This window comes from Nostoc cf. commune SO-36 (assembly GCF_023734775.1).
GTDB classification, from domain to species: domain Bacteria; phylum Cyanobacteriota; class Cyanobacteriia; order Cyanobacteriales; family Nostocaceae; genus Nostoc; species Nostoc commune_A.
Genome location: NZ_AP025732.1, coordinates 6,011,338 through 6,035,642, shown reverse-complemented (window position 1 = coordinate 6,035,642; position 24,305 = coordinate 6,011,338). Strand labels below are relative to the sequence as shown.

18 protein-coding genes and 3 pseudogenes are annotated in these 24,305 nt (G+C 43.1%); 8 read left to right on the top strand and 13 right to left on the bottom strand.

Annotated features, from left to right (window positions below; genetic code table 11):
* Window positions 1-349 precede the first annotated feature (349 nt).
* From ANSO36C_RS27370 to ANSO36C_RS27355, 4 genes are all read left to right on the top strand, one after another.
* Window positions 350-604, top strand: coding sequence for a hypothetical protein (locus ANSO36C_RS27370; RefSeq protein ID WP_251957318.1), 255 nt, complete (start codon window positions 350-352; stop codon window positions 602-604).
* Window positions 605-821: 217 nt separating this feature from the next.
* Window positions 822-2,267 carry an NHLP bacteriocin system secretion protein gene (locus ANSO36C_RS27365; protein ID WP_251957317.1) on the top strand — a complete coding sequence of 482 codons (1,446 nt, stop codon included), beginning with the start codon at window positions 822-824 and terminating at the stop codon, window positions 2,265-2,267.
* Window positions 2,254-4,494 carry an NHLP family bacteriocin export ABC transporter peptidase/permease/ATPase subunit gene (locus ANSO36C_RS27360; RefSeq protein ID WP_251957316.1) on the top strand — a complete coding sequence of 747 codons (2,241 nt, stop codon included), beginning with the start codon at window positions 2,254-2,256 and terminating at the stop codon, window positions 4,492-4,494. Before ANSO36C_RS27365 ends, ANSO36C_RS27360 begins: the two co-directional genes overlap by 14 nt.
* A gap of 2 nt (window positions 4,495-4,496) precedes the next feature.
* Window positions 4,497-7,439: an NHLP bacteriocin export ABC transporter permease/ATPase subunit gene (locus tag ANSO36C_RS27355; RefSeq protein ID WP_251957315.1), complete on the top strand. Its 2,943-nt coding sequence runs from the start codon at window positions 4,497-4,499 to the stop codon at window positions 7,437-7,439.
* A gap of 464 nt (window positions 7,440-7,903) precedes the next feature.
* On the opposite strand, the gene ANSO36C_RS27350 is transcribed toward ANSO36C_RS27355, so the two are convergent.
* The 3 genes from ANSO36C_RS27350 to ANSO36C_RS33995 form a co-directional block, all read right to left on the bottom strand.
* Window positions 7,904-8,809 carry an amino acid ABC transporter substrate-binding protein gene (locus ANSO36C_RS27350; protein WP_251957314.1) on the bottom strand — a complete coding sequence of 302 codons (906 nt, stop codon included), beginning with the start codon at window positions 8,807-8,809 and terminating at the stop codon, window positions 7,904-7,906.
* Window positions 8,810-9,039: 230 nt separating this feature from the next.
* A complete protein-coding gene (gene hisC, locus ANSO36C_RS27345; protein ID WP_251957313.1) occupies window positions 9,040-10,101 on the bottom strand; it encodes a histidinol-phosphate transaminase in 1,062 nt (353 codons plus the stop codon).
* Between the two features lie 208 nt (window positions 10,102-10,309).
* Window positions 10,310-10,444, bottom strand: a complete 135-nt coding sequence (locus tag ANSO36C_RS33995; RefSeq protein WP_267145339.1) for a hypothetical protein — start codon at window positions 10,442-10,444, stop codon at window positions 10,310-10,312.
* A gap of 238 nt (window positions 10,445-10,682) precedes the next feature.
* Here ANSO36C_RS33995 and ANSO36C_RS27340 point away from each other — a divergent pair, with 238 nt between their 5' ends.
* The gene (locus ANSO36C_RS27340; RefSeq protein WP_251957312.1) at window positions 10,683-10,934 is read left to right on the top strand and encodes a hypothetical protein; all 252 of its coding nucleotides are present in this window, start codon (window positions 10,683-10,685) and stop codon (window positions 10,932-10,934) included.
* A gap of 232 nt (window positions 10,935-11,166) precedes the next feature.
* On the opposite strand, the gene aroF is transcribed toward ANSO36C_RS27340, so the two are convergent.
* The 5 genes and pseudogenes from aroF to ANSO36C_RS27315 form a co-directional block, all read right to left on the bottom strand.
* Window positions 11,167-12,225 carry a 3-deoxy-7-phosphoheptulonate synthase gene (aroF, locus tag ANSO36C_RS27335; RefSeq protein WP_251957311.1) on the bottom strand — a complete coding sequence of 353 codons (1,059 nt, stop codon included), beginning with the start codon at window positions 12,223-12,225 and terminating at the stop codon, window positions 11,167-11,169.
* Window positions 12,226-12,496: 271 nt separating this feature from the next.
* The gene (locus ANSO36C_RS27330) at window positions 12,497-12,967 is read right to left on the bottom strand and encodes a PAM68 family protein (RefSeq protein ID WP_251957310.1); all 471 of its coding nucleotides are present in this window, start codon (window positions 12,965-12,967) and stop codon (window positions 12,497-12,499) included.
* A gap of 11 nt (window positions 12,968-12,978) precedes the next feature.
* Window positions 12,979-13,248, bottom strand: coding sequence for a 30S ribosomal protein S15 (rpsO, locus tag ANSO36C_RS27325; protein WP_041565894.1), 270 nt, complete (start codon window positions 13,246-13,248; stop codon window positions 12,979-12,981).
* A 496-nt stretch (window positions 13,249-13,744) separates the two neighbouring features.
* Window positions 13,745-14,514: pseudogene (locus tag ANSO36C_RS27320) on the bottom strand (circadian clock KaiB family protein).
* A 170-nt stretch (window positions 14,515-14,684) separates the two neighbouring features.
* Window positions 14,685-15,959, bottom strand: coding sequence for a type IV pilus twitching motility protein PilT (locus tag ANSO36C_RS27315; RefSeq protein WP_251957309.1), 1,275 nt, complete (start codon window positions 15,957-15,959; stop codon window positions 14,685-14,687).
* Window positions 15,960-16,691: 732 nt separating this feature from the next.
* Between ANSO36C_RS27315 and ANSO36C_RS27310 the strand changes: the two genes are divergently transcribed.
* Together ANSO36C_RS27310 and wecB are read left to right on the top strand one after the other, a co-directional pair.
* Complete coding sequence (locus tag ANSO36C_RS27310) at window positions 16,692-17,063, top strand: hypothetical protein (protein ID WP_251957308.1); 372 nt, start codon at window positions 16,692-16,694, stop codon at window positions 17,061-17,063.
* 272 nt (window positions 17,064-17,335) lie between these two features.
* A complete protein-coding gene (gene wecB / locus ANSO36C_RS27305) occupies window positions 17,336-18,448 on the top strand; it encodes a non-hydrolyzing UDP-N-acetylglucosamine 2-epimerase (protein WP_251957307.1) in 1,113 nt (370 codons plus the stop codon).
* Window positions 18,449-18,577: 129 nt separating this feature from the next.
* On the opposite strand, the gene ANSO36C_RS27300 is transcribed toward wecB, so the two are convergent.
* From ANSO36C_RS27300 to folK, 5 genes and pseudogenes are all read right to left on the bottom strand, one after another.
* A complete protein-coding gene (locus ANSO36C_RS27300; RefSeq protein ID WP_251957306.1) occupies window positions 18,578-19,168 on the bottom strand; it encodes a peptidoglycan-binding domain-containing protein in 591 nt (196 codons plus the stop codon).
* Between the two features lie 511 nt (window positions 19,169-19,679).
* A pseudogene (locus ANSO36C_RS35325) lies at window positions 19,680-19,830 on the bottom strand (IS701 family transposase); the annotation flags it as partial.
* A gap of 276 nt (window positions 19,831-20,106) precedes the next feature.
* A complete protein-coding gene (locus ANSO36C_RS27290) occupies window positions 20,107-20,331 on the bottom strand; it encodes a hypothetical protein (RefSeq protein ID WP_251957305.1) in 225 nt (74 codons plus the stop codon).
* 103 nt (window positions 20,332-20,434) lie between these two features.
* A complete protein-coding gene (locus ANSO36C_RS27285) occupies window positions 20,435-20,983 on the bottom strand; it encodes an NUDIX hydrolase (RefSeq protein ID WP_251957304.1) in 549 nt (182 codons plus the stop codon).
* A gap of 69 nt (window positions 20,984-21,052) precedes the next feature.
* Window positions 21,053-21,568, bottom strand: coding sequence for a 2-amino-4-hydroxy-6-hydroxymethyldihydropteridine diphosphokinase (gene folK, locus ANSO36C_RS27280; RefSeq protein WP_251960455.1), 516 nt, complete (start codon window positions 21,566-21,568; stop codon window positions 21,053-21,055).
* A 267-nt stretch (window positions 21,569-21,835) separates the two neighbouring features.
* On the opposite strand from folK, the pseudogene ANSO36C_RS27275 reads away from it, so the two are divergent.
* Window positions 21,836-24,202 (top strand): annotated as a pseudogene (locus ANSO36C_RS27275) (transglycosylase domain-containing protein).
* Window positions 24,203-24,305 lie beyond the last annotated feature (103 nt).

Below are 24,305 nucleotides of genomic sequence, written 5' to 3'. Positions count from 1 at the left end.
ATCTGTATGAACCTCTGGTAGAAAACCCCGCAATTATAACATTTATAATCGCAAAAAATCTTTTACGAATGATTTACTAACAACTCTAATAAGCTAAACTCCACGCCTGTCAGCCGAAAATAGGTTTTATTTTAAACATATTTTTTTACAAGAATATATAACAATCTATCCATTGCTATTAAAAAAATAAACCTAAAAAAATGCTAGTCTTATCAAAAAAAAATAGATTGTTTTCAGAGGTTTTAATACTTACACTTTTAAATAGAACAGGTACTAATGAGAAACAGAAAATAACCCTTCTAAAAAACTCATTAAACCTGGAATTGATTGAATACAAGGAGAAATAAAAATGGAAAATATTGAAGAAAAAAACTTGCCAATTTCCGAACAGCAATCTGAAGCTTCAGATGAGCTAAATACTGAAGAACTAGAAGCAGTTGCCGGAGGAGGAAATCCTATTGTAGAAGGCGTTAGAGATGCAGCGCAAGGATTGTCAGACGGGCTTAGTGGTGAAAATAGTGGGGAGTCAAACTTGAACTACCTTGGCGGTAACATTGTCGGAAAAGCTGTAGACACTGTGGGTGGTTTAATAAGCGGCAAGTAATAGCGCATCTTAGAAAGTGATGTCTCTTTTGCTGACAAAAGTCCTGGGCTTCACTTGCACTGGCGGCACTTGATAAACAACCCTCTTGTTGCCGTCAGTTTTTTAATGCAAGCCATTTCACTTCAACACTAACCATAGCATTTGGTGACAGGTCTGAATCCTCCACCAAATTTTTCAGTCTCCAGTTCAAGCAGAAGTGATTGTCGAGGAATCCTAAATGGTCGAACAAAAACAAAATTTATTCCGAAAAGAGTCATTAGAGCGTTTATCTTCACCTGAAAGATTAGACCAATTAATGCAAGTAGTTAGCCCTAAAAGTTGGCTGCCTTTAACAGCTTTGGGTTCCTTGGTAGCCGTCGCTGTAGTCTGGAGTATTTATGGACGGATTCCCATCACTGTAGAAGGTCAAGGGGTACTAATTTATCCACGCAACGTTTTGCCGTTGCAATCCAAAGGCGCAGGGCAGTTACTGGCTCTAAATGTCAATGTTGGGGATGTGGTCAAGAAGGGAGATGTACTGGCAACAGTTGACCAAGTTGATTTGCGTAAGCAATTACAACTAGCGCAAGCTAAACTAGTCCAACTGGAGGATCAAGATCGCAACGCTAGTTTGTTACAAGGGCAGCGTCAGCAGCTTGACACAAAAGCAATCCAAGAGCAACGCTTAACTCTTGAGCAAAGACTCAAGATTGTGCAGGATTTGACACCCGTGTTGAGGGAGAAAGGGCTAGTGTCTATTGGGCGCGATCGCCTCAACTCACAACGACGCTTGCAAACACTCCAAGGGCTGCTTCCTACTCATAAAAAGAGACTAGAAAACCGCCAGAAGCTTTTGAAAGAAGGCGCAATTCCTGATGATGTAGTCTTGGAAGCGCGGCAACAATACGACAATGCGCGTGCAAGCATCGATGAAGCTGAATCTCAGTTGAAGCAATTAGACCTTAAGGAAGCAGATGCACAACAGCAATATCTTTCAAATCTGAACGAGATCAAAAACATCCAAGCTCAGTTGCAAGAACAGAATAGTAAAGTAGCTACTCTCGCTCAAGAAGACCTGCAAACTACAACTACCCGCAAAAACGAGATTCAAGAAGTCAGGCGAGAGATTGCCAAACTAGAACAGCAATTAGGCAATAACAGCCAGATTATTTCTCAACACTCAGGACGTATTCTCGAAATCACTGTGACAACAGGGCAGGTGGTTGATGCTGGAACCCGTTTAGGGAGTATAGATGCAGAAAATCCATCTATCAAAATGGTTGGCATCACCTATTTTCCTGTTGGAGAAGGCAAGAAAATTCAACCAGGTATGACGCTGCAAATTACACCCAAAACCGTGAAGCGGGAACGCTTTGGTGGTATTGTCGGTAAAATTACCACTGTCTCAGCATTTCCGATTACCAGAGAAGCAGCCGCTAGTGTAGTGGGTAATCCTGAAGTGGTTGCAGGTTTGGTGGGGGAAAAGCAAGAGGCATTTATTCAAGTATTTGCTGACTTGAAGCCAGATTCTACCACCTTTAGCGGCTACGAGTGGTCTTCTTCCGATGGGCCGCAGCTGAAAATCTCTTCTGGAACGACTACATCTGTGCGAGTCAAGGTGGAAGAACGATCGCCAATTACGTTTGTTTTACCTATTCTGAGGTCTGTCAGTGGTATCTACTAATCCATCATTAGTGGCACCGATTAATCCTTTGCAGTACCTGCAAAACCTGCTAAAAAATCCAGGTAAGCGGGTAAAGACACCTACGCTTTTGCAAATGGAGGCAGTAGAATGTGGTGCCGCAGCTTTAGGAATTATTTTGGGTTACTATGGTCGGATTGTGCCTTTGTCAGAACTGCGTGGAGAGTGTGGAGTCTCCCGCGATGGCAGCAAAGCTTCTAACGTCCTCAAAGCTGCCAGAAGCTATGGACTCCTTGCAAAAGGCTTTAAAAAGGAACTGGATCAACTTCCAGACCTCAGCCCTCCCTATATTGTGTTTTGGAACTTCAACCACTTCTTAGTAGTAGAGGGATTTAGTTCTAGTTGGGTTTATCTTAATGACCCAGCCACTGGGCCGCGAAAGGTGTCCCGACAGGAATTTGACGAGGGGTATACCGGAGTTGTGCTGGTTATAGAACCAGGGGCGGAGTTTGAAAAAGGGGGACGTAAACCTAGCCTAATTTTATCGCTGTGGTCACGGCTAAAGGGTGCTACTGGTGTCTTAATTTACTGTCTGCTGGCAGGATTTTTGTTAACACTCGTTGGGCTGGCAGTACCAGTATTTAGTCAAGTGTTTGTAGACGAAATCCTAGTGCAAGGGCGGCAGCACTGGTTGCGTCCGTTGTTATTGGCGATGGCGATCGCAGCAGTCCTCCAAGGAGTATTAACACTACTGCGGTTGCGATATCTGCGTCGCTTAAAAGTCAAGCTGTCTGTGGGAATGTCCAGTCGTTTTCTGTGGCACATCCTGCACTTACCCGTTAACTTCTACGCTCAACGGTTTGCAGGTGAAATTAGTAACCGCACCAGTCTCAACGACCAAGTTGCTGATGTGCTTTCGGGGCGATTGGCAACTACAGTCATTGATGCGGTGATGGTAATTTTTTACGCTTTACTCATGCTCCAATATGACTGGGTACTGACTTTAGTTGTAGCTAGTTTTGCTACTGTGAATGTCTTAACCTTGCAGTGGATCTCCCGTCAGCGCGTCGATGCTAATCAGCGATTAATTCAAGAGTATGGTAAAGCGGCTGGCGCATCCATAGCGGCTCTCCAAAGTATAGAAACTCTTAAAGCATCAGGGTTAGAATCAGATTTCTTTTCGCGGTGGTCAGGGTATTACACCAAAGCAATCAATTCTCAGCAAGAACTAGGGGTGACAAACCAGACTTTCTCAATATTACCTACACTTTTGTCTTCACTCTCATCAATGGCTTTATTAATTGTAGGTGGTTTAAGAGTGATGGATGGACACCTCAGCATCGGAATGCTTATAGCCTTTCAAGGACTGATGCAGAGCTTTTTGCTACCTGTTAATAATCTTGTTAGCTTCGGCAGTACCTTGCAAGAAATGGAAGGGAATTTGATTCGCCTAGATGATGTGTTGGATAACCCGATTGATGAAGCAGGGGGAGCAGGGGAAGAAAAAATCTCTTTGTTTCCCTCATCCCCTCTGCCTAGATTACAGGGGTACATCGAATTAGAGAATGTGACATTTGGCTATAGCCGCTTAGATCCACCTCTAATTGAAAATTTTAGCCTGTCAGTTAAGCCTGGACAACGAGTAGCTTTAGTAGGCGGGAGCGGCTCTGGTAAGTCTACTATAGCCAAACTGGTAAGCGGACTCTACGAACCTTGGGAGGGAGAAATTTGCTTTGATGGTCAACCTAGAAAGCAGATTCCGCAATCGATATTAACTAACTCCGTCGCATTGGTGGAGCAAGATATTTTGATGTTTGGCGGAACTGTTAGAGAAAACTTGACTTTATGGGATACCACAGTACCAGATAAAAATCTAGTGCGGGCTAGTAAAGATGCTGCTATTGATGATGTCATTTTCTCCATGTCTGGCGGGTTTGATGCAGAACTAATTGAAGGAGCGGCTAATTTAAGTGGAGGTCAACGACAGCGATTAGAAATAGCCCGCGCCTTAGTTAATAATCCTTCAATCCTGATTATGGATGAAGCTACCAGCGCCCTAGATTCGGAGACGGAAAAAATTATTGACCAAAATTTGCGGCGACGTGGGTGTACCTGCTTAATTGTTGCACACCGATTAAGCACGATCCGCGATTGTGATGAAATCATTGTCCTTGAACGTGGAAAGGTAGTGCAACGAGGTACTCACGAGGAATTGTGGCAAGTAGAGGGGGTGTATTCACGGTTAATTAGCAGTGAAGAGGGAGCTTAATTATGGTCATTAACCAAGTTAGGATTGAAGATTTGCAGGGGCAACTATACAGCCTTAAAGGAAATGAACCAATACTGCTAGACGACCCGCAGACCATTTGGGTGGTGCAGTCCGGCTCTATAGCGTTGTTTGCTGTCACCATTAAAAATGGTATCACGGAAGGAACTCGCCGTTATTTGTTCACTAGCAATCCTGAAGAGGCTCTTTTCGGAACAGCTTCTGACTGTATTCATCAGCACCGCCAACTTTTAGCAGTGCCGATGGGAGAAACAGAATTGCTGAAAGTAGACCGAGAATACTTTGAGGAGTTAGTTGTTGATGGGGATACTAAAATAGTTGCTTTGGTTGAGGGTTGGGTCGAGCAAATCAACACTACACTTTCCCATATCGCCACCCCAGCAATTCAAGTCCAGGCAGCAGGAGAAGCGCGATTTTCTCTAATTGATGGTCAAACTCTCCAGGCGGAACCAAATGCGTTGACGCAAAGCGGCTTGTCGCAAGACATCGCTTGGGTACAAATTCAGCAAGGAAATGTCCGATGGATGGGGCTTGAGGAACTAACTCTAGATCCGGCATCGGGAATTTTCCCCCTCAGCGAGGGTATATGGTTACAAGCTGTAGGGGAAGTTCAACTTGCCACTCAAACCACAAGCACCATCCGCAACGCAGATATCCTACTTGAGGGACTTTCCCAGTTTCATACTCAAGTGCTGCAATATATCAACTTCCTAGAACAGCAGGAAACCCAAGAAGAGCTACAACGGCTGACTGATCGGGAACGTCTCAATCGTCAGGTGACAGCAGAAGCTCTGGGCGAACTAGCATCTTCTTTAGGAAATCAAGAAGCAACCTTTTTTCTAGAAGGTGCGCCGTTGTTAGTTGTTACTGGTGCTGTGGGCAGGTCTTTAGGTGTGAAAATTCGCCCCCCAGCTAAGTCAGAGAACCTGAAGCGGGTGAAGGAGCCATTGGAGGCAATTGTTAGAGCTTCGCGGTTAAGGATGCGACAGATTTTATTGCGGGACAACTGGTGGTCAAAGGACTGTGGCCCTTTGGTTGCCTACACCCAAGAGGACAACCGACCAGTGGCACTCCTCCCCGTTTCTGCCACTCGCTACGAAATCTTTGATCCAAGCGTTGGCACTCGTCATCCTGTAGATGCCCTTGTTGCTTCTACACTAGCGCCCGTTGCTTATATGTTTTATCGGTCTTTGCCCAATAAAGTTCTTAACGCTAGCGATTTATTTCGGTTCGCGCTTAAGAATCATGGCAGAGATATACTAATAGTTTTTTTAACTGGGATTGCCGCGACACTGCTGGGTATGCTCACACCCCACGCCACAGCCATTTTAATTGACAACGCCATTCCAGATAGCGATCGCGGATTATTACTACAAGTTGGTTTGGGGTTGCTGGTTGCAGCTTTTGGGACAGCAGTATTTCGGCTGGCTCAAGGATTCGCACTTTTGCGCGTGGAAACAATTTCCGATGCTTCCACCCAAGCTGCTGTCTGGGATCGGCTGCTAAACTTGCCAGTATCCTTTTTCCGGCAGTACACCACAGGCGATCTTCAGTCCCGTGTGACATCAATTAGTACAATCCGTCGCCTACTAAGTGGCACAACCCTAATTACTTTAATCACTGGTTTTTTCTCATTATTAAACTTGTTGCTCTTGTTTTACTACAGCTGGAAATTAGCTTTAGTTGCCGTGGCTGTAGCAGTAGTTATTGTAGCTGTGACTACACTTTCTGGTATGCTCCTCGTCCGCAAAGTTCGCCCACTGCTGGAAATAAAGGGAAATATCTTTGGGCAGACAGTACAACTAATCAATGGTATTTCTAAACTGCGTGTGGCTGGAGCAGAGGAGCGCGGTTTTGCTTCTTGGAGTAAAAACTACAGTCGGCAAATAAAACTAGAACTTAGCACCCAGAACGTTGAAGACGGTGTTGCCCTTTTCAATACAGTCATGCCCACGGTAACTTCTGGCATCCTGTTTTGGTTTACCATCCAACAGCTTCAGGAGGCCCAGACGACAGGTGCGATCGGACTAACAATTGGGACTTTTCTAGCTTTTAACAGTGCGTTTGGTACTTTTATTAAAGGTGCTACAGACGTAAGCAATACAGTTACCGGCGCTTTGCAAGTTGTCCCTCAGTGGAAACGCGCGCAACCAATTTTAGAAACTATACCAGAAGTGGATCTGTGCAAAGCCGATCCTGGTAAGCTTATGGGCAAAATCGCTGTAGATCATGTCACATTCCGCTACCGACAAGATGGCCCTCTGATCCTAGATGATGTGAGTTTGTATGCCCAGCCTGGGGAGTTTATTGCACTTGTAGGCGCTTCTGGGAGCGGTAAATCTACTATATTTAGATTGCTATTGGGTTTTGAGACTCCTGAAGATGGCACTATCTATTATGATGGTCAAGATTTATCTGGGTTGGATGTTGAGGCAGTACGCCGACAGTTAGGTGTCGTCCTGCAAAATGGCCGGATTATGTCAGCTTCTATTTTCGACAATATTGCTAGCGGCGCTCAGATTACACTCGATGAAGCTTGGGAGGCTGCGCGGATGTCTGGGTTTGCTGACGATGTTGCAGCCATGCCCATGTCTATGCACACCGTGATTAGTGAAGGAGGCGGCAATCTCTCTGGAGGACAACGACAACGGTTATTAATTGCCCGTGCTTTGGCATTAAAACCTCGTATTTTGCTATTCGATGAAGCTACCAGTGCGCTAGATAACAGAACCCAGGCGATTGTCAGTGAAAGCTTGGATAAGTTACAAGTTACCAGAATTGCGATCGCTCATCGACTTAGCACCATCCGCAACGCTCACCGTATTTATGTACTGCAAGCAGGCCGGGTTGTACAGCAAGGAAATTTTCAAGAATTAGCTGTTGTTGATGGGCTATTTGCCCAGTTAATGGCTCGGCAAATGGCGTAGTTACTTGAGATTAGCGCCTGAAGGGGTGACTTTTGAAGAAGAATTCAGAAGTCAGAATGGGCTAAACGCCCCGCTACCGCTAACAGGAGTCAGAATCAAGACGCTCGCGGACTCGCTAACGCAACTCTTAGAGACGCTAAAAGCGAACGCTATCAGTCGGGGATTCATACCGCGCAGGAATTGAAGACCACTAAATTTTCAATTTAGTGGGGGTGCAAAAACGCCGGTTATTCAGACGCTCGAGTACTCGCTCTAAGCGAAGCATCCCGAAGGGTATACGCTGCGCTATCCGCCAGTCGCACAAAATTCATTCTGAATTCTGACTCCTGACTCCTGAATTCTGTTCGATAAATTATTTTTTTAAATCTAGATTCCGAGGTGCGTAGACGATGCCTACCGCAGGCATCGCCAATGCTGTATTTTTGAAAATTGGCTTAAATGATTTTGTGGGAAAACTGATTATTTCACAGGTCATTTTTAGGAACTTCCTCACGAAATTCTATGATTAATTGCATAGTTTCCACTACCAAATCACGTAAATCCCGATTGAGCACTACAGGGCTTTGAGGGCCAAACCAACGGTCAAAAATAGCGACATATCGCGGATTTCCATTGACGAATCCTTGCATGAACTTGACCAGAGAATAGTTGACTGTATCCAAGAATTTCGAGTTATTTTCTGGCACCATGCAAGCGATACCTTCTCGTGAATAGGGGCGATCGGGTACGATCGCAAAATCATCTGGATTTTTTTGCTGTTGCAACCATCCCTCTAAAAGAACGCTATCGGATGAGAAAGCATCAATATTACCTTCTTGCAAAGCTGTGTATCCCTCTGCCCTAGTTTTAAAATACACCAGTTTAGCTTGCGGTTGTACACGAGCGATCGCCTGCTCATTTGTGGTTCCCGCCAGCACACCAATTCCCTTACCAATAAGGGATTCAGGGGAACCTAGATTACTTCCTTTCTTAACTAATAATTGGGTTCCAGTCAAACCATAACTTACAGAAAAGTCTACTTTTTTATCTCGCTTCCATGTAAAACTACTAGCATCACATACAATATCAACTTGTTGATTAACTATTTTGGTAATCCGCTCAGAGGGGCTAAGACCAACTAATTGTAGTTTAATTTTTTTTCCTAGGTCTTTTTCTAACTGCTCTTTAATCAGAGTCAGCATATCTACAGAATAGCCATTTAACTTTCCTTGACTATTCACATAGGCAAAAGGTAGCGCATCTTTACTAGTCCCGGCTGTTAACACCCCTGTTCTGGCTACTTTTTTCATCACAGTCTCAGCAGATACCACATTGGGTATCAGCGTTGCAAACATGAGGCTTAAAATCGGAATAGCAATTTTTTTATACATAAGCTTTAAGAGTAGGTCATTTTTTCAAAAATCAAATCTGTCAAACTCAGGAATTTATCACTATCGAGTGCATAGTAAGCTTATCAGTCACTATTCTTTACATTAGTGAGCTTTCATCAATTTTTTGCTGTTTTAGTGGATTTGGAAGATGTTGTTACAGACGAACTATCCTTACCATTTGCCCATTTAATTAGTCACTGCGGTAAATGACGCTTTTTGACCTCGATGCGCTACTGTTGAGTCTCTAACAAATAAATTAATGCCTCTATTAAAGTCTGATTCTGTTCATCAGTACCAACGGTAATTCTTAATTTGTCATCTAGTCCAGGCTGCTTAAAATAACGGATTAAAATTCCCCGTTCCTTCAGTTTTTGATAGAGATATTCTGCATTTCCTTCTTTTGGTCGTGCCAGCAAAAAGTTAGTTTGAGAATCCCAAACATGAAAACCTAATTGTTTTAATTCTGTTGCTAACTTAGCCCGTGATGCCTTAATCTTTGCTACACAAGCATTTTTATAAGCTTGGTCGGTGATGGCAACTGTACCAATTGCACAAGCGATCGCATCAATGTTATAGCTATCTTTAACCTTAAACAATCCCTGCAAAAGTTTGGGATTCGCCACACCAAAGCCCAATCGTAATCCTGCCAACGAATACCCCTTAGAAAGTGTCCGAATGACGATCACATTTTCGTATTCTTTTACCAAAGCCAATGCATTCTCTTCGGTAAAATCTATATATGCTTCATCAATCACCAATACTCCAGATAACTGGCTGGCTAATTTTCGCAAGTCATCTGTTGCCACTACGTGCCCTGATGGACTATTGGGCGATGCCATGAATGTCACCGCTCCATTAGCAACAACTAGTTCTTCCAAGGGTAAGCTGTAGTCCTCATTGTAGGCTATCTCAGTAATTTCCGCAGCTTGCATTTCTGTTAACGTGCGATACAGCACGTAAGTTGGAATCGGGTAAACTACTTTTTTCCCAGGTTCTACACAGGCTCGAATGATCACGCTCAACAATTCGTCACTACCATTTCCCACAATTATCCAATCACTTGGAACTCCTAAAACTTTACTTGCAGCTTGCCGGAACTCCCCACCGAAAGGTTCTGGATACCGCCGCAACCATTCACCATCAATATTTCGCAGCACAGCTAATGCCTTAGGGGAAGGAGGATAAGGGTTTTCATTGCTGTTAAGTTTAATTATCTGTGTACCGCGTTGGGGCTGTTCACCGGGAACATAGCTAGCCATTGCATCAACATTGGAGCGAAAGTATTTGGTCATAGGGCATTGCGTGGGATGTCTAAGAGGGGCTACCGTATCTTAAGCAAATTCCAAGGGGTTTCCGGGACTGGGTACTAGTTACTGGGGACTGGGAAATAGTCTTTTTTCCAATTTGCTTGCGGTTTGAATGCCTATCAAAATTGTCTCAGTCCCCAGGTCAACCCACAATTTATGACAATATCATTTTGTCTGGAGTTTAGACTAACCTCTAGTGACCTACGCCTAGCGTTGCTGATTGGCGTTTTTGCTGGTCGTAACGGAAGTGGGTGGTGATGTTGTAACCGTATATTAAGGCGTTCTTCTTCGTCGTAGGTAATGCGTTCTCGTCTCCAGGCGATCGCATTCTACTTTAAGCATCCCTGTATCATTCTTTACACCCACTTATTCACAGCAATACGTTTTCTAGAAAAACTCCAGTTTTCAAGATGGATGAGGTTTATGACATTAGTCACGCTTTAACTAATTACCTTTTTCACTAGTGTATAGCTCTTTTCAATCCTACTATTTAGTTGTCAAAGGGATTAATAGTTTGCAAAATATTAATCCCTGCGATGTCTACATAAGAAAAGGAAAGTTTGCGAATGAATATTAAAATGATGCTTGCTAGTGCAGCGCTGATTTTACCAATTGCTGTTACCTTTATTCCTTCCCAAGCCGATGCTCAAATCAGACGGTCAGTTAGGCGACCGGTTCCAGTTAGAATAATCAGAAGACCATCGCCAGTTAGGGTTCGTACTCCTGTTCAAGCGAGAAGGAGGATATTGGTTCCTGGACGTTGGGTGCAAACAAATCGTGGCCGCCAGTGGATACCTGCTCGCTATGTATATAGATAAGAATACTTGCAACTGCAAAATATTGTCCATCAATAGTGATTGCAGAGTTCTTTTTTCATAGCTTTAGTTAGTGTTTAAAAATCCCCTTTAGAAGATTTCTAAAGGGGCATTATTTCACATTTATAATAAATAGTTAGGCATAATTAAACATACAAAAAGATTAAAGTTTGGGTTCTTCGGTTACTACAAACTTTAATTTATTTTATGCCTAGCAACAAGTTGCAACAGAATTTTAAGCTAAAGCCACGGCTGGTTGCTGCCAGCGTCCCACTGCCTTACCAATTACTGCTAATTCTTGCATTAAGTTATCGAAACGGTCTGGTGTGAGAGATTGGGGGCCGTCGGATAAAGCTTTGGCAGGATTGGGGTGAACCTCTATCATCAGGGAATCTGTGCCAGCTGCGATCGCAGCCATCGCCATTGATGGCACAAATTCAGACCAACCTACGCCGTGGCTAGGGTCAATCATAATTGGCAGATGAGTCAGCTTTCGCAAAACTGGCACCACCGATAAATCCAGTGTATTTCGCGTATACTGGCGGTCAAAGGTGCGTATTCCCCTTTCACATAAAATCACATTGGGATTGCCAGATGCCAAAACATACTCGGCTGCCATCAACCAATCCTCAATAGTAGCCGCCATTCCCCGCTTCAAGAGAACTGGTTTCGGCTGCGCTCCCACTTTTTTGAGCAAGGAGAAATTCTGCATATTCCTTGCCCCCACCTGGATCACATCAGCAACTTCTGCTATTTTATCCAGGTCAGCGGCATCCATCACTTCTGTAATAATACCTAGCCCACTGACTTCCCGCGCCTTCGCTAACAAATCCAAAGCACTCTCGCCGTGTCCTTGGAAAGCGTAAGGTGAAGTCCGAGGTTTGTATGCCCCTCCGCGCAGAAATGAGGCTCCAGCAGTCTTGACGCGCCGCGCCGTTTCCACAATCATTTCTTCATTTTCTACCGAGCAGGGGCCGGCAACGACCACCAAAGGGTGGTGTTCACCAAATACCACCGCTCCATTGGGAGTATTAACCACCACTTCCGAAGCTTCGCCGTGACGGTACTGGCGACTGGCTCGTTTGTAAGGCTGTTCTACGCGCAATACCTGTTCAATCCAAGGGCTAAGTTCTTGAATTTGTAGTGGATCTAAACTGGCAGTTTCACCTACTAGACCAATAACTACTTTGTGTTGACCAACAATTTTTTCTGGAGTTAGCCCCCAGCTAGTTAGTTCCTCATCAATGCGCTTTATCTCCGCCTCTGGGGAACCACTTTTCATTACTATAATCATCTTAAAAGTTCCTGATAATTGAGTAAAGTTTTCTGTAAATGAGCTAACTTTATTCTTGCCTATTGGTCTAATTACGAGTAGTTAAAAATAAAATTTGTTTACAAAAACATAGATAAAATGTAGCGCTCAGTCTGTAGTTTTACTACTAAATAACTGGATATAAGGAATATATAACTTTAATTAGCAATGTTGAAGTTATAAAATTTCAACTTCAACATTCACTTCTCAATTTACCCAATACCGCAGTTACTTAATCTCTGAGCGCCGTTCATTATGAGTTTTTTTGCCGAGTTTCGCGCCAAACTTCCACCATTCGTCCCCAATTGGTGTTGAATTCACCCAAACCCAGCAAACTTCCGACTTTTTCTTCATCCCAAGAGGCAGAGAGAACGCCATAAGTTATCCCTAAGACCCCTAAACCAAATAGTCCCATGTTCACCAATAACACGGCGATGGGAGGTAGTTGGATGTCCGAGTAAGTAGCAAGCAAATAGCTAACTACCAGAGCGCTAATACCCAAAGCCGTTGGTACACCACAGAACCCAGCTACCCGTCGAATCATCCTCTGGCTGACTACTTGGGGAATTGCCATCTCTTGTTTGGTATAACGCGCTTTTTTCTCAGCCTGTTTGGTAGATTCTTGTGGCTTTGCTGCGGGTTTACTTTGAGCTTTTGCGGGTTTTTGGCGCTTTTTGTTTGGTTCAAAGGGCAAGCGACTGCGTTCAGATTCTTCAGCAGACATAAGCGGTAATCCTATCCACGAATACCGAGGCGAGCAATCAATGCTTGATATTTTTCCCGGCTTTCCTGCGATATATAAGCTAGAAGACGCTTGCGCTGACCAATTAGCTTCAACAGTCCCCGGCGGGAAGAATGGTCTTTTTTATTTGCCTGGAGATGTTCGCTGAGGCGGTTAATGCGCTCAGTTAGCATGGCAACTTGGACATCGGCCGAGCCAGTGTCGGTTTCATGAACTTGGTAGTTGGAAATTATTTCTTGTTTCCGCAGTTGCGTCAGGGCCATGATCGATTCAGTTTCTAGTTTTTCTAATTGTATGCAGCAGTCTCCTATAATATCACAGCCCTCAAGCTGGATGTGGAATATTATAGTATGTACACGCGCTATCATGTTAAATTAATACACCAAATATACGTGTATGCCAGTTTCAATCCCTAATAGGGATTTTAGTTAATTGCAATGCTAAATATCGGGGATTGCAGATATACTTATTTCCATTTCAATCCCTAATAGGGATTTTAGTTAATTGCAATTTGCCGATGTCTCAAAGTCTTGTGTTATTTGGTTTTCAAGGTTTAATAGCGGGAATGGAGAAATCATAACATAAGGAGTGGCAATTTGGTAGATGTAAATAGCTGAAAGTCAGTCTAGATAAGGTGCGCGGATAGTTTAAAGATGATGCAGCCATGAAATCCTTGAATATAGGGCAATCTAGCCATTTGTGTGGTTACCCCTTCACCAACACCTACCCATTCGCGCACTTGGCAAAAAACTAGTCTGATTACTTAAAATTTTCCTTAGCAGCTAACATTTGTAAAATCTTTTCTACATGATCTAACTCTCCAACGATTCGCCGAATTGGGTGAGGCCAAACCTTCACAAGGGTAGGAGTTGCAGAAACCTGATTGAGTTCTGCTTGTTCTGGATGACTTAAAACATCAATTACTTTCAGAGTATAAGGATGTCCGAGCGATCGCTCTAACAATTCGTGTAAATTCTTAAGGATGCGTTCAGTAGTACTGCTATGTCCAGCAACAAACAATCGCAGAACATAGCCTTGGGTGATCGCTTCTTTTTTTGTACTATTACTGGTTGGTGGTATTTTGGCACAGGTTCAGAAAGGTCTAGACGGACGATTAAATCGTGATCTTCCCAAAGCTGCCCAAATGACGAACGATAAGTTGTTAACACCATGCGATCGCACAACCCCTCCTGCCAAGGAGCTGCTTGCCATACTAACTCCCCTGTGCCAAAAATGGTATTGAGCAAAGCTTGATGTCTAATTACAGCCGGATAAGCTTCAGCAAAAGTTCTCACTTGTTGAGTACGCGGATCTAACCAGTTGTCAATAGTTGCAGTATAACAAGGCACTAAAAAGTGCGGTGGATCTGGTAAATCTAATATTTCTTGCAAAGCCGAGCATAAATGCAAATGCCATCGACCTTGCTTGCTAGGGTCGATGCAGTAAATTAAATCTCCTCCAGGTGTAAATAGGGCAATGCCTTTAAACAACTGGGGTGTAGATAGTTTATTTGTCGTCAAGTTATTCACAGAGGCTAGGAAGCTAAAAGTAAAACATTCTCTCTTTTACCTTTTACCTTAGCTATAACCGCAACCAGGATGACAAAGATATTTGGGATTGGGGAGATGAGAGGGCAGGGGGAGCAGGGGGAGCAGAGGAGAATAATTAATAACCAATGCCCCATGCCCCATGCCCAATCTTAAACTCGACCTCGGAGAAACTGTGCCATTTCGTTAGGAGTTGGCGACATTTCTAAAGCAGTTTCTTCAGTAATACGACCGTCTTGATAGAGATTGAGCAACGACTGATTCATCGTAACCATGCCGTCAAAGCCAGCTTGTTTCATCAACTCGCCAATTTCATCATACTTACCGTCTTTGATCCATTCTTTAATCGCCTCAGTATTGATCAGCACATCGTGGAAAGCAGCCCGTTTCCCGTCAGTTGTGCGGCACAAACCTTGGGCAATTACTGCCACCAAAGACTCAGAAATTGCCACCCGCATTGCATCCTGTTCATCACCAGAGTAGAGATTGAGAATCCGCTCAATAGTTTTAACAGCACTATTGGTGTGCAGGGTTCCCATAACTAAGTGACCAGTCTGAGCGGCTTTTAGAGCAGTGTTAACTGTTTCTTTATCCCGCATTTCTCCCACCAGAATCAAATCTGGATCTTCCCGCAAAGCTGCTTTCAAAGCGTTGTCAAATTTCCGGGTATGCATTCCCACTTCCCGTTGTTTGACTAAAGACTTGCGGCTTTGATGGATAAATTCTATCGGGTCTTCAATGGTGATGATATGCTTGGCCATCTCCTTATTGATGTAGTCAACCATCGCCGCCATTGTAGTGGACTTACCAGAACCAGTCGGCCCTGTCACCAAAATTAAGCCTTTGTGATGATGGCAAATATCCCGAAAAACTGGGGGTAATCTTAACTGTTCCATAGTTAAGATTTTCAGAGGAATTAACCGCAACACCATTGCAGGCCCTTTAAGAGTGCCAAAAACATTAATCCGCACGCGAGCAAAGTCATATTGAGTTGCTCCGTCAAATTCTAAATGTTCTTCAAAGCGCTGAATTTCTCCCTCATTCATTACCTCCCGCAACCAACCCATAAAAGCTTCTTTATCTGTTTGTGGATAATCCCATGATTGAATTTCTCCTCGGGTGCGGAAGCGTGGTACTTCACCTACACCCAAGTGCAAGTCAGAATATCCCTCATCGTAAGCTTGCCTGATTAACTTCTCTAACGTGGGCCCTGCACTACTGTTTTTAGGGAGAGCTGAACTAGGTATTGGCGGTGGACTAACAGGACGATGACCTGCAACAGGCGGGTTACTGCTTCTATCCATTGACATATCCAATGTTTGCGTCATCTGCCGTTGTGTACTAAAGGTTGGCGGTGGCGGCGGCATTGGTGGCAGGTTACGTCCAGCAGCAGAGTTAGAATTTAATGGAGACTGTGATTCTGTCATATATCTTCACATTTGGCAGTTAAAAAGTTGAATTAACGAGAAGTCAGGTTACTTGCTTCGATGATTTTTGGAGAATGCTTACCTGCAAGCCGTAGCGGTGATGGGAGGCGATTAAAACTCTATAACCAGGGTCAATTCATTTTATGCACCTTAGTTGGTATCTTTTTTTCTAAGATTCCATAACTCAGAATATTTAGAGAAATTATTTAACTTATCTAGACTGGTTTAACACACTCAATAGCTCAGGGTGCCTCAGTAAATATACAATGGTTTTTAAGTGATTATTATTGCTTTAAGTATGAGCATGAATATTCTCAGGGCTTAAATGAGAAATTTATCTCAGACATACAGACGAATTGCCAGCAATTAACAGTACAAATACTAGCAGTTCATTTATTCAGACCATCGATAAATTATGAGAGCCACTACTCTTTTTTATAAGAAATGTTAAGTTGAGTAGGAGCAATGTCCTGGGGATCAAGGTTAAAGGGTTATGAATTTTAGGTTATATGCCTGAAGGTAGATGTAGTAACCAAGCTTTTTTAATAGATGTAAACTTGACTTTATATCCATAATTACAAAAGATTAACTGTAAACTTTAGTAAACAAATGCTCATTTTCCCAATTAGTTTTTATATACTGAATTTCACTGAGAAACGAAATCAGTTAACTCGTGAAAAGCGAGATTAGTCTGAAATTAAAATTTGTTGTGTATTTTTGGGAGGAAAAGTCATGGTTTATGCTGAAAGCTCTAATCTAGGAAAGACCTACTCCTTGTTGATGATTAAAAGCTTTTTAATATGGACTTTTACATTAGCAGTATGTTTGTTAGTTGTAGGTTTTCCACTAGTTGTCTTGATGGCTACGGTCGGATGTTTGTTGTCGATTATCTTGCAATCTGTGATGCCTGTTAGTGCAGTTTTGCTTGTAGCAGGCGGCTTAATAATGTTTAATGTCATGGCAGTTGTATTGGCTGCTGGTGTGCTAACTCTCAAAGGAGTTCATCCTAGTGAAGTTAAATGGTTAAGCTGGCTGCATGGAGAGGCAGACAAAATGCAGGCTACTGTTTACGCTGCTTGCCCTTTAACTTGTGAGATTAAGTAATCGTTACAAGTGAATTTGACAAACAGTGCGTCTGCCCGGTTAAGCCGGGTTTTTTCATGCTTTTATAATTTAAATTTGTGAGATCAAGATGTAGTTATTACAGTTAAATTCGATAAACATTACATTTACCCGGTTAAGCCGGGTTTTTTTATATTTTCTATGATTTATCGATTTATATTTATGGTTTATGTGATGATTGACTGCCAACTATTGACTATTGACCTTAGACCATTGACTATAACCATTGATAAATGATGAATGGCTAATGACGAATGATCAATCAAAAACGCGTTTGCATTATTTTAGGTACTCGCCCGGAAGCGATTAAACTAGCTCCAGTAATTCAGGTTTTTCAGAAGTCTTCAGCTTTTAAATTGCAAGTAATTTTAACCGGACAGCATCGAGAAATGGTTGAGCAGGTTATGCAACTGTTTAATATCAAGTCAGATTATAACTTGGAAATTATGCAGGTTCAGCAATCTTTAAATGATATTACCTGCCGTAGTTTACAAGGTTTAGAAGCTTTATTTAAGGTGGAAAAGCCAGATTTAGTAATCGTGCAGGGAGACACTACCACAGCTTTTGCCGCAGCTTTGGCAGCTTTTTATCAAAAAATCCCTGTTGGTCATGTAGAAGCAGGGTTAAGAACTGATGATATATTCAATCCTTATCCAGAAGAAGCTAATCGGCGGTTGATTTCTCAAATTACGCAGTTGCACTTTGCGCCGACTCCTTGGGCTGTGGAAAATTTGCATCGTTCTGGTGTTTTGGGTGAAATTCACATGACGGGTAACACGGTAATTGATGCATTGTTAAATGTAGCTGCAACCCAAGCAGTTTGCAATGTACCAGGACTAGACTGGGATTCATATCGGGTTTTGCTAGCAACAGTTCATCGCCGGGAGAATTGGGGAGAACCCCTGTTAGCGATCGCTCAAGGCTTTTTACAAATTTTAGATAAGTTTCCTGATACAGCAATGCTCTTACCATTGCACCGCAATCCGACAGTGCGAGTCCCGTTGCAGGAACTTTTGGGGAATCATCCCCGAATTTTCTTGACAGATCCTCTAGACTATGGCGAATTGGTGGGAGCAATTGGGCGATCGCATCTTTTGCTCACTGACTCTGGTGGTTTGCAAGAAGAAGCCCCTAGCTTGGGAAAACCAGTACTAGTTTTGAGAGACACCACCGAAAGACCAGAAGCTGTTGCAGCTGGTACAGCCAAACTTGTCGGTACTACGAGCGAGAACATTTTTACAGCTGCTGCTGAATTACTCAGTGACCAAAGTGCTTATGAAGTAATGGCAAATGCAATTAATCCTTTTGGGGATGGTCATGCATCAGAGCGCATTTTAGAGATTGTAAAAAATTATATGGATGGTTAAGCAAGTTTGTAGTAAAGACTTTAGCCCTTATTTTCTAAGCACTAAAGTCTTTACTACAAACCTTCAAAACTAGCTTAGACATTGTGCTAGCTTTACTGAACCACAAAATTTTCAAAGAGTGGCTTCTGGCTAAATCCCCAAAGCTGCTCGAGTTTGGGGGCCGACAACACCATCTACAAGTAGACCTCTACTTTGTTGAAAGCTTCGGACTCGGCTAACAGTTTGTTGACCGTAAACTCCATCAATTCTGAGATTACCTAAAGCTGTTTGAACATCTCTGACAAGCTGACCTCTAGAACCAGGAGTAAGAATTACCGAACCACCAACACCACCAGGTCTAGTTACAGGAGCATAGTTAGGTCTATCACCAATCCATCGGGCATAAACATATCTACCAGTAGAAAGCCTAGCAAAACCATTTTCATACCTTTCAATCGCTGGAAGTGTTGTGCCATTTGATATACAGTCAACATAAGAGTAGTTGGTGCTTGGCCCTGTACGGATACGTAGACAACTGCCGTTAGTTTTTACATAAGCAGCCGAACTCATTTGAATTTGGGTGAGAGCAGTAAGTAATACACCAACCCCAGCTAAGGCTAACCAAGCCGAAGATTTAAGCAGCTTTTTCCAATTGAATTGAGGTTTAGGGAGATTATATTTAGTATTTCCAGATGCTTCTTCTTGAGCAATAAACATGTGAGAATAAGCAAGATATTCCATAATGCACTCCTTAATATATGAAAAAATGAGTAATCACAGAGAATAACCAAATAATCCTCTGTGTTTATTCTTAGTATATTTTATATCACTGTGTTTTTAAAAGGTTTTTATTGGTAGCGAAATTAAAAAAAAATAAAATTAATCAAAAGATTCCCGAAAAAATGGGATATCTACGACAAACTAGCCCGTCGTAGATATCCCATTTTCAAAATAAATAAAATTTAGCTTATAGCTTTCTTCCTTACTGGTTTCTCTCTTCTCTTATTCAAATATGTCAACCGTATTGTTCGAGTTCAGTTAAACTAGCAACCGTAGCAGAGAACTCATCTATGTCTATCGGCTTGCATCGGTATATGTCATAACCTGCTAATAGGGCACGTTTCCAGTGTTCCTCAAAAGTAGATGCTGTCAGAGCAATAGCTGGAATCTTTCTCCCTCGCTTTGCTTCCAGATTTCTGGCCTTCAACAGTAGTGAGTAGCCATCTTCATCGGGTAAGCAAATGTTACTAATTAGTATCCCTCCTACCAAATTGATGATTTTCTCTATTATTTTGAATAAATCTTTCGGTTCATATCTCTCTCTTAATAAAAAGCGATTTACGCGCTTCTTGTAAAACATCTCCCAATATCTCTGCCAACCTACTGCACTCCGCAAACTTCGGCCATATTTTTGTTCTCATATTCTAATTTTTAGATGCGAACTGACTAGTAGTCCATTGCGATCGCACTAATCTAGATGTTAAAACTTTGGATGTATTGACTTATACGCAAATTACCCAACTTCCACTGTGATCGCACACATTCAACCTAGGCTGTTGACTTTGATAAAATTTGGGCGTTTTTGACTCATACTATTTTTGTGTCAGGCACGTGTTACCCGATATCTCACCAAATTCTTTTGGCGTGTGAGTACGTACTTGCCAGCTGCGGTGAGAGAATCAAACAAGCTCATGTGCTACTGATGACCAAGCTGGGGCTAATTCTCTTGCACTCCTTTTCACTGCCAGACGCTCTATCACTTGCTCGAATAACTTCGCAAATAGATGAGCAGGCAAGCTATTGAGCCTTTGTGACAACGCTTGCTTACTCACTTTTGTTGCTTTCACCCACATTAATCCCTCTATTTCTAGCGATCGCAATACATCTGTAAGATAAAGTAACAAATAGCGCCTCCCGTTTGAATGAGAAGCGCTAAGTACTTAGATATAATTAATGAGCCAAAAACGCCCAAATTTCATCAAAGTCAACAGCCTAGCATATTGGTCATTAAATTAAAAACGGACGCGCCAGAAAAAAGCTAGAAACTGATTTAGCATCTACCATCTCTCCCCCCAGAATCGCTTTCTCTAATTCTTCGGGAGTCAAAAACACAGTTTCGATATCCTCGTCTCCATCTTGTGGTGGTGGTGTCTCCAGCTTTTCTAAATCTCGCGCCAGAAAAGCATAGATAATTTCATCAGAATAGCCAGGAGCTAAGAAAAATTCCCCTAATTTGTCCCATTTATGGGCACTATAGCCAGTTTCTTCGGCTATTTCACGCTGTATTGTCTCTAAAGGTTCTTCCTTTCCTTCCAAAGTTCCCGCCGGAAATTCTAATATCCGTCCCTGAATTGCAAAACGATATTGGCGCACTAGTATAAGTTTACCCTCTGGCGTTACTGGCACAGCTAGGGCACCACCAGGGTGACGAACACATTCCCATTCTCCTTCGGATTTATTCGGCAAACGCAAGCGATTCACTTCAAAATCAAACTTGCGTCCTTTATAAAACAAGCGTTGTTTTAGTAGTTGTGGTAATTCTCTACCTAGTGGCATAGTATAATTCTGATTATCTGTGAATACAGAGGCCAAATCAGCGTTCTTCTGCGTTTAAGGATGGTAATTTTAATTGCCTATCCATAAATGTACATCTGAACAGTCTACCTCTTTCAGCAGTTCTTTAATAACATACCCGGAAACTGGTTCTACCCAATCTGGGGCAATTTCTGCCAGTGGTACTAACACAAAGGCGCGATCCCGCATTCGTGGGTGAGGAATCTGGAGATTTGGTGTATCCAAAATAATGTCATCAAATAATAACAAATCCAAATCCAGAATTCGTGGCCCCCAGCGTTCCTGACGCACACGCCCAAATTGTTGTTCAATTCCTAACAAAATATCTAATAACTGGTGAGGTAGTATTTCTACCTGCAACGTGACGCAGCCATTGAGATAATCTGGTTGTGGTGGCCCGACGGCTTTGGTTTTGTACCAATTGGATCTGGCTTCTAAGGAAATACCTGGGGTTTGGGCTAAAATCTGTATAGCTGCTTCTAAAGTTTTCTGCGAATCTCCCATATTACTACCAAGAGCAAGGGCACTTCGTCTTAGCTCTGCTTCGGCGTAGCCAGCAACAGGCATCGCACTCTTATTAAGTAAGCCTTTTTCGGGCTGTCTTTGCGGATACTTCCCTGTACCTGTCCCAGAAAATGTCAATAGTTTTTTATATTCCCAACAGTTATTATTGCAGTGGTTTTACAAAACTAAATTCAATAAATCTAAAAAACATTATTTTATGATGAATTTAGTTAATTATTTATAGGATATTATACTAACACGAAGGTAGTGCTATAACCCCAAAGTTGATTGATGGTAGTTATAGTTACTAAATTTTAGCGAGGAACTGACGTGGGGAAGCTTACCTCCTGGTTCAAGCAAAGATCAACCAACTTGAGTGACTCTGGACAAGGAGGAACAAATGAGAAGCTTACCACCAGCACATCTGGCGCAGGCGAGGCAGTTACTGAGCAAATGAAAATTTTACCATCGAGGATTAAAGCCAATCAGACAACTGGCGGTAAACCACTCTATCGTCGCTTATGGTTTTGGGCAGGCTTGGGTGTGGGTGGTGGGATAGTTGCCTTCATCTACGGCATTGGTTTAGTAGATCGGACTTTGCCAGATCAGGCTCAGTTGAATGCCGTGGTTAGAGAACAAACACTGACCATCAAAGCTGCTGATGGCACGATATTACAACAACAAGGTGAAGCGGCCAGAGAACAGCTAAAGCTGGAACAAATACCAGATAATTTAAAAAAAGCTTTTATTGCCTCAGAAGATAGAAGATTTAAGCAACACAATGGAGTTGATCCGCAAGGGATTGTCAGAGCAAGTTTGAATAATTTGCGATCGCAAGGTGTAGTAGAAGGTGCTAGCACTATCACCCAACAGCTTGCGCGGATTCTATTTTTGAAACAAGAACAGACAATCTGGCGCAAACTCAAAGAAGTCCGCCTTGCACAAAAAATGGAGCAAGAATTAACCAAAGATCAGATTCTAGAGCGTTACCTAAATCTGGTTTATTTGGGAGGTGGAGCCTACGGTGTCGCAGATGCAGCCTGGGTATACTTTAGTAAATTGCCAGACCAGCTTTCTCTCGCGGAAATGGCAACGATTGCTCGGATTAGCCCCTGCGCCTAGCTTATATGCCCCAGACAAAAATCCCGAAGCGGCAATCCGGCGGCGTAACTTAGTATTGATCCGGATGCAAGAAGATAAAATAATTACGCCAGAGCAAAGGCAGGCAGCCGTTCAGGAGCCATTAACGCTCAAAAGCACCTTACCCAAGCGAATGGAGGTAGAATCACCCTACTTTACCAGCTACATCAAAAAGAATTGCCGAAGTACGTTTCTCCTGACGTGCTAAAAAGTGAGGGATTAGTAGTAGAAACTACGCTGAACCCAACTTGGCAGAAAGTCGCAGAAGAGGCGGTTGCCAAAACGCTGCGAAATCAAGGAAGGTGGGAGAACTTTAAGCAAGGATCAATGGTAGCCATTGACCCCGTAACGGCGAAATTAAGGCAATGGTTGGGGGAAAAGACTTTAGTAAAAACCAGTTTAATCGAGCTACCCAGGCACAACGGCAGCCAGGATCGACATTTAAAGGGTTTGTATATGCCACTGCGATCGCTAGCGGCAAAAGCCCTTACGATAGCTACCAGGATGCGCCCTTTGTTGTAGATGGCTATGAACCGAAAAACTATAGTGAAAGGTTTCGGGGTGCAATGAACATCCGAGATGCCCTCACCCGCTCTATTAATATTATTGCGGTGAAGCTGCTGATTGATGTCGGATTTACGCCAACGATTAAACTTGCCCATGATATGGGGATAAAATCTGAACTCAAGCCCACCTACTCCTTAGCTCTCGGCTCGAATGAAGTCAATCTGCTGGAATTGACCAGTGCCTATGGCAGTTTTGCAACTCAGGGATTACACATAGAACCTCATGGTATTACCCGCATCCTCAACCGCCAAGGTAAGGTGATCTGGTCAGCTAATTTCAAGTCTAAACGTGCCCTTGATGCTGACAGTGCCGCCATCATGACTTGGATGTTACGCAACGTCGTCGAAGCGGGAACTGGTGCTGCTGCTCAATTAGGTAATAGACCAGTTGCCGGCAAAACTGGTACTTCCGACGAAGCGCGTGACTTATGGTTTATTGGTTACATTCCCCAGATGGTGACAGGGGTCTGGCTAGGTAATGATGACAACCGCCCAACATACGGCAGCAGTGGTAGTGCGGCTTACACTTGGCACGAGTTTATGGAAAAAGCAGTAGAAGGGGATGCCTGTAGAAAAATTTCCCAAACGACCCAAGTTAGAAGGTCGTAAAGGTACTATCAAAGCCCAGTCCATCAAACCCAAACAAGTTCTAAATCGTTCGATTTCCTCTAATGATGACTCAGAAGGGGAAAGTGCGAGAAATTCTGAGGAAAGTGGTTCATCTCGGAGACGTAGGAGGAGGAGATATTCTCAAGAAGAACAGCAATCGGCCGATTCTACCCCAAGACGGAGAAGGCGCGCTCGCAGCGAAGCATCAAGTTCCAGTAGCTCTTCTTCAGAATCATCTCGTTCCCGGCGGCGCTCTAGAAGAGTAGAATCAGATTCTCCCGCACCTCGAAGAAGTCGGCGATCTTCCTCTCCCGGAAATAGTTCCGGTTCTTCATCGTCACAGCCTAGCTGGCGAGATAGACTTAGACCTCCTCAAGAATGAGGAAGTGGGCATGGGGCATGGGGGATTGGTTATTATTCTCCTTGTCCCCCTCATCTCCTCATACCTCCTGCCCTTTTCTCTGTAATATGATATTGCTCAAACT

Coding starts and splice junctions, on each gene's coding strand:
- ANSO36C_RS27370 (WP_251957318.1), top strand. CDS start 350: ATGGAAAATATTGAAGAAAAAAACTTGCCAATTTCCGAACAGCAATCT.
- ANSO36C_RS27365 (WP_251957317.1), top strand. CDS start 822: ATGGTCGAACAAAAACAAAATTTATTCCGAAAAGAGTCATTAGAGCGT.
- ANSO36C_RS27355 (WP_251957315.1), top strand. CDS start 4,497: ATGGTCATTAACCAAGTTAGGATTGAAGATTTGCAGGGGCAACTATAC.
- ANSO36C_RS27350 (WP_251957314.1), bottom strand. CDS start 8,809: ATGTATAAAAAAATTGCTATTCCGATTTTAAGCCTCATGTTTGCAACG.
- hisC (WP_251957313.1), bottom strand. CDS start 10,101: ATGACCAAATACTTTCGCTCCAATGTTGATGCAATGGCTAGCTATGTT.
- ANSO36C_RS33995 (WP_267145339.1), bottom strand. CDS start 10,444: ATGCGATCGCCTGGAGACGAGAACGCATTACCTACGACGAAGAAGAAC.
- ANSO36C_RS27340 (WP_251957312.1), top strand. CDS start 10,683: ATGAATATTAAAATGATGCTTGCTAGTGCAGCGCTGATTTTACCAATT.
- aroF (WP_251957311.1), bottom strand. CDS start 12,225: ATGATTATAGTAATGAAAAGTGGTTCCCCAGAGGCGGAGATAAAGCGC.
- ANSO36C_RS27330 (WP_251957310.1), bottom strand. CDS start 12,967: ATGTCTGCTGAAGAATCTGAACGCAGTCGCTTGCCCTTTGAACCAAAC.
- rpsO (WP_041565894.1), bottom strand. CDS start 13,248: ATGGCCCTGACGCAACTGCGGAAACAAGAAATAATTTCCAACTACCAA.
- ANSO36C_RS27315 (WP_251957309.1), bottom strand. CDS start 15,959: ATGACAGAATCACAGTCTCCATTAAATTCTAACTCTGCTGCTGGACGT.
- ANSO36C_RS27310 (WP_251957308.1), top strand. CDS start 16,692: ATGGTTTATGCTGAAAGCTCTAATCTAGGAAAGACCTACTCCTTGTTG.
- wecB (WP_251957307.1), top strand. CDS start 17,336: ATGATCAATCAAAAACGCGTTTGCATTATTTTAGGTACTCGCCCGGAA.
- ANSO36C_RS27300 (WP_251957306.1), bottom strand. CDS start 19,168: ATGGAATATCTTGCTTATTCTCACATGTTTATTGCTCAAGAAGAAGCA.
- ANSO36C_RS27285 (WP_251957304.1), bottom strand. CDS start 20,983: ATGCCACTAGGTAGAGAATTACCACAACTACTAAAACAACGCTTGTTT.
- folK (WP_251960455.1), bottom strand. CDS start 21,568: ATGCCTGTTGCTGGCTACGCCGAAGCAGAGCTAAGACGAAGTGCCCTT.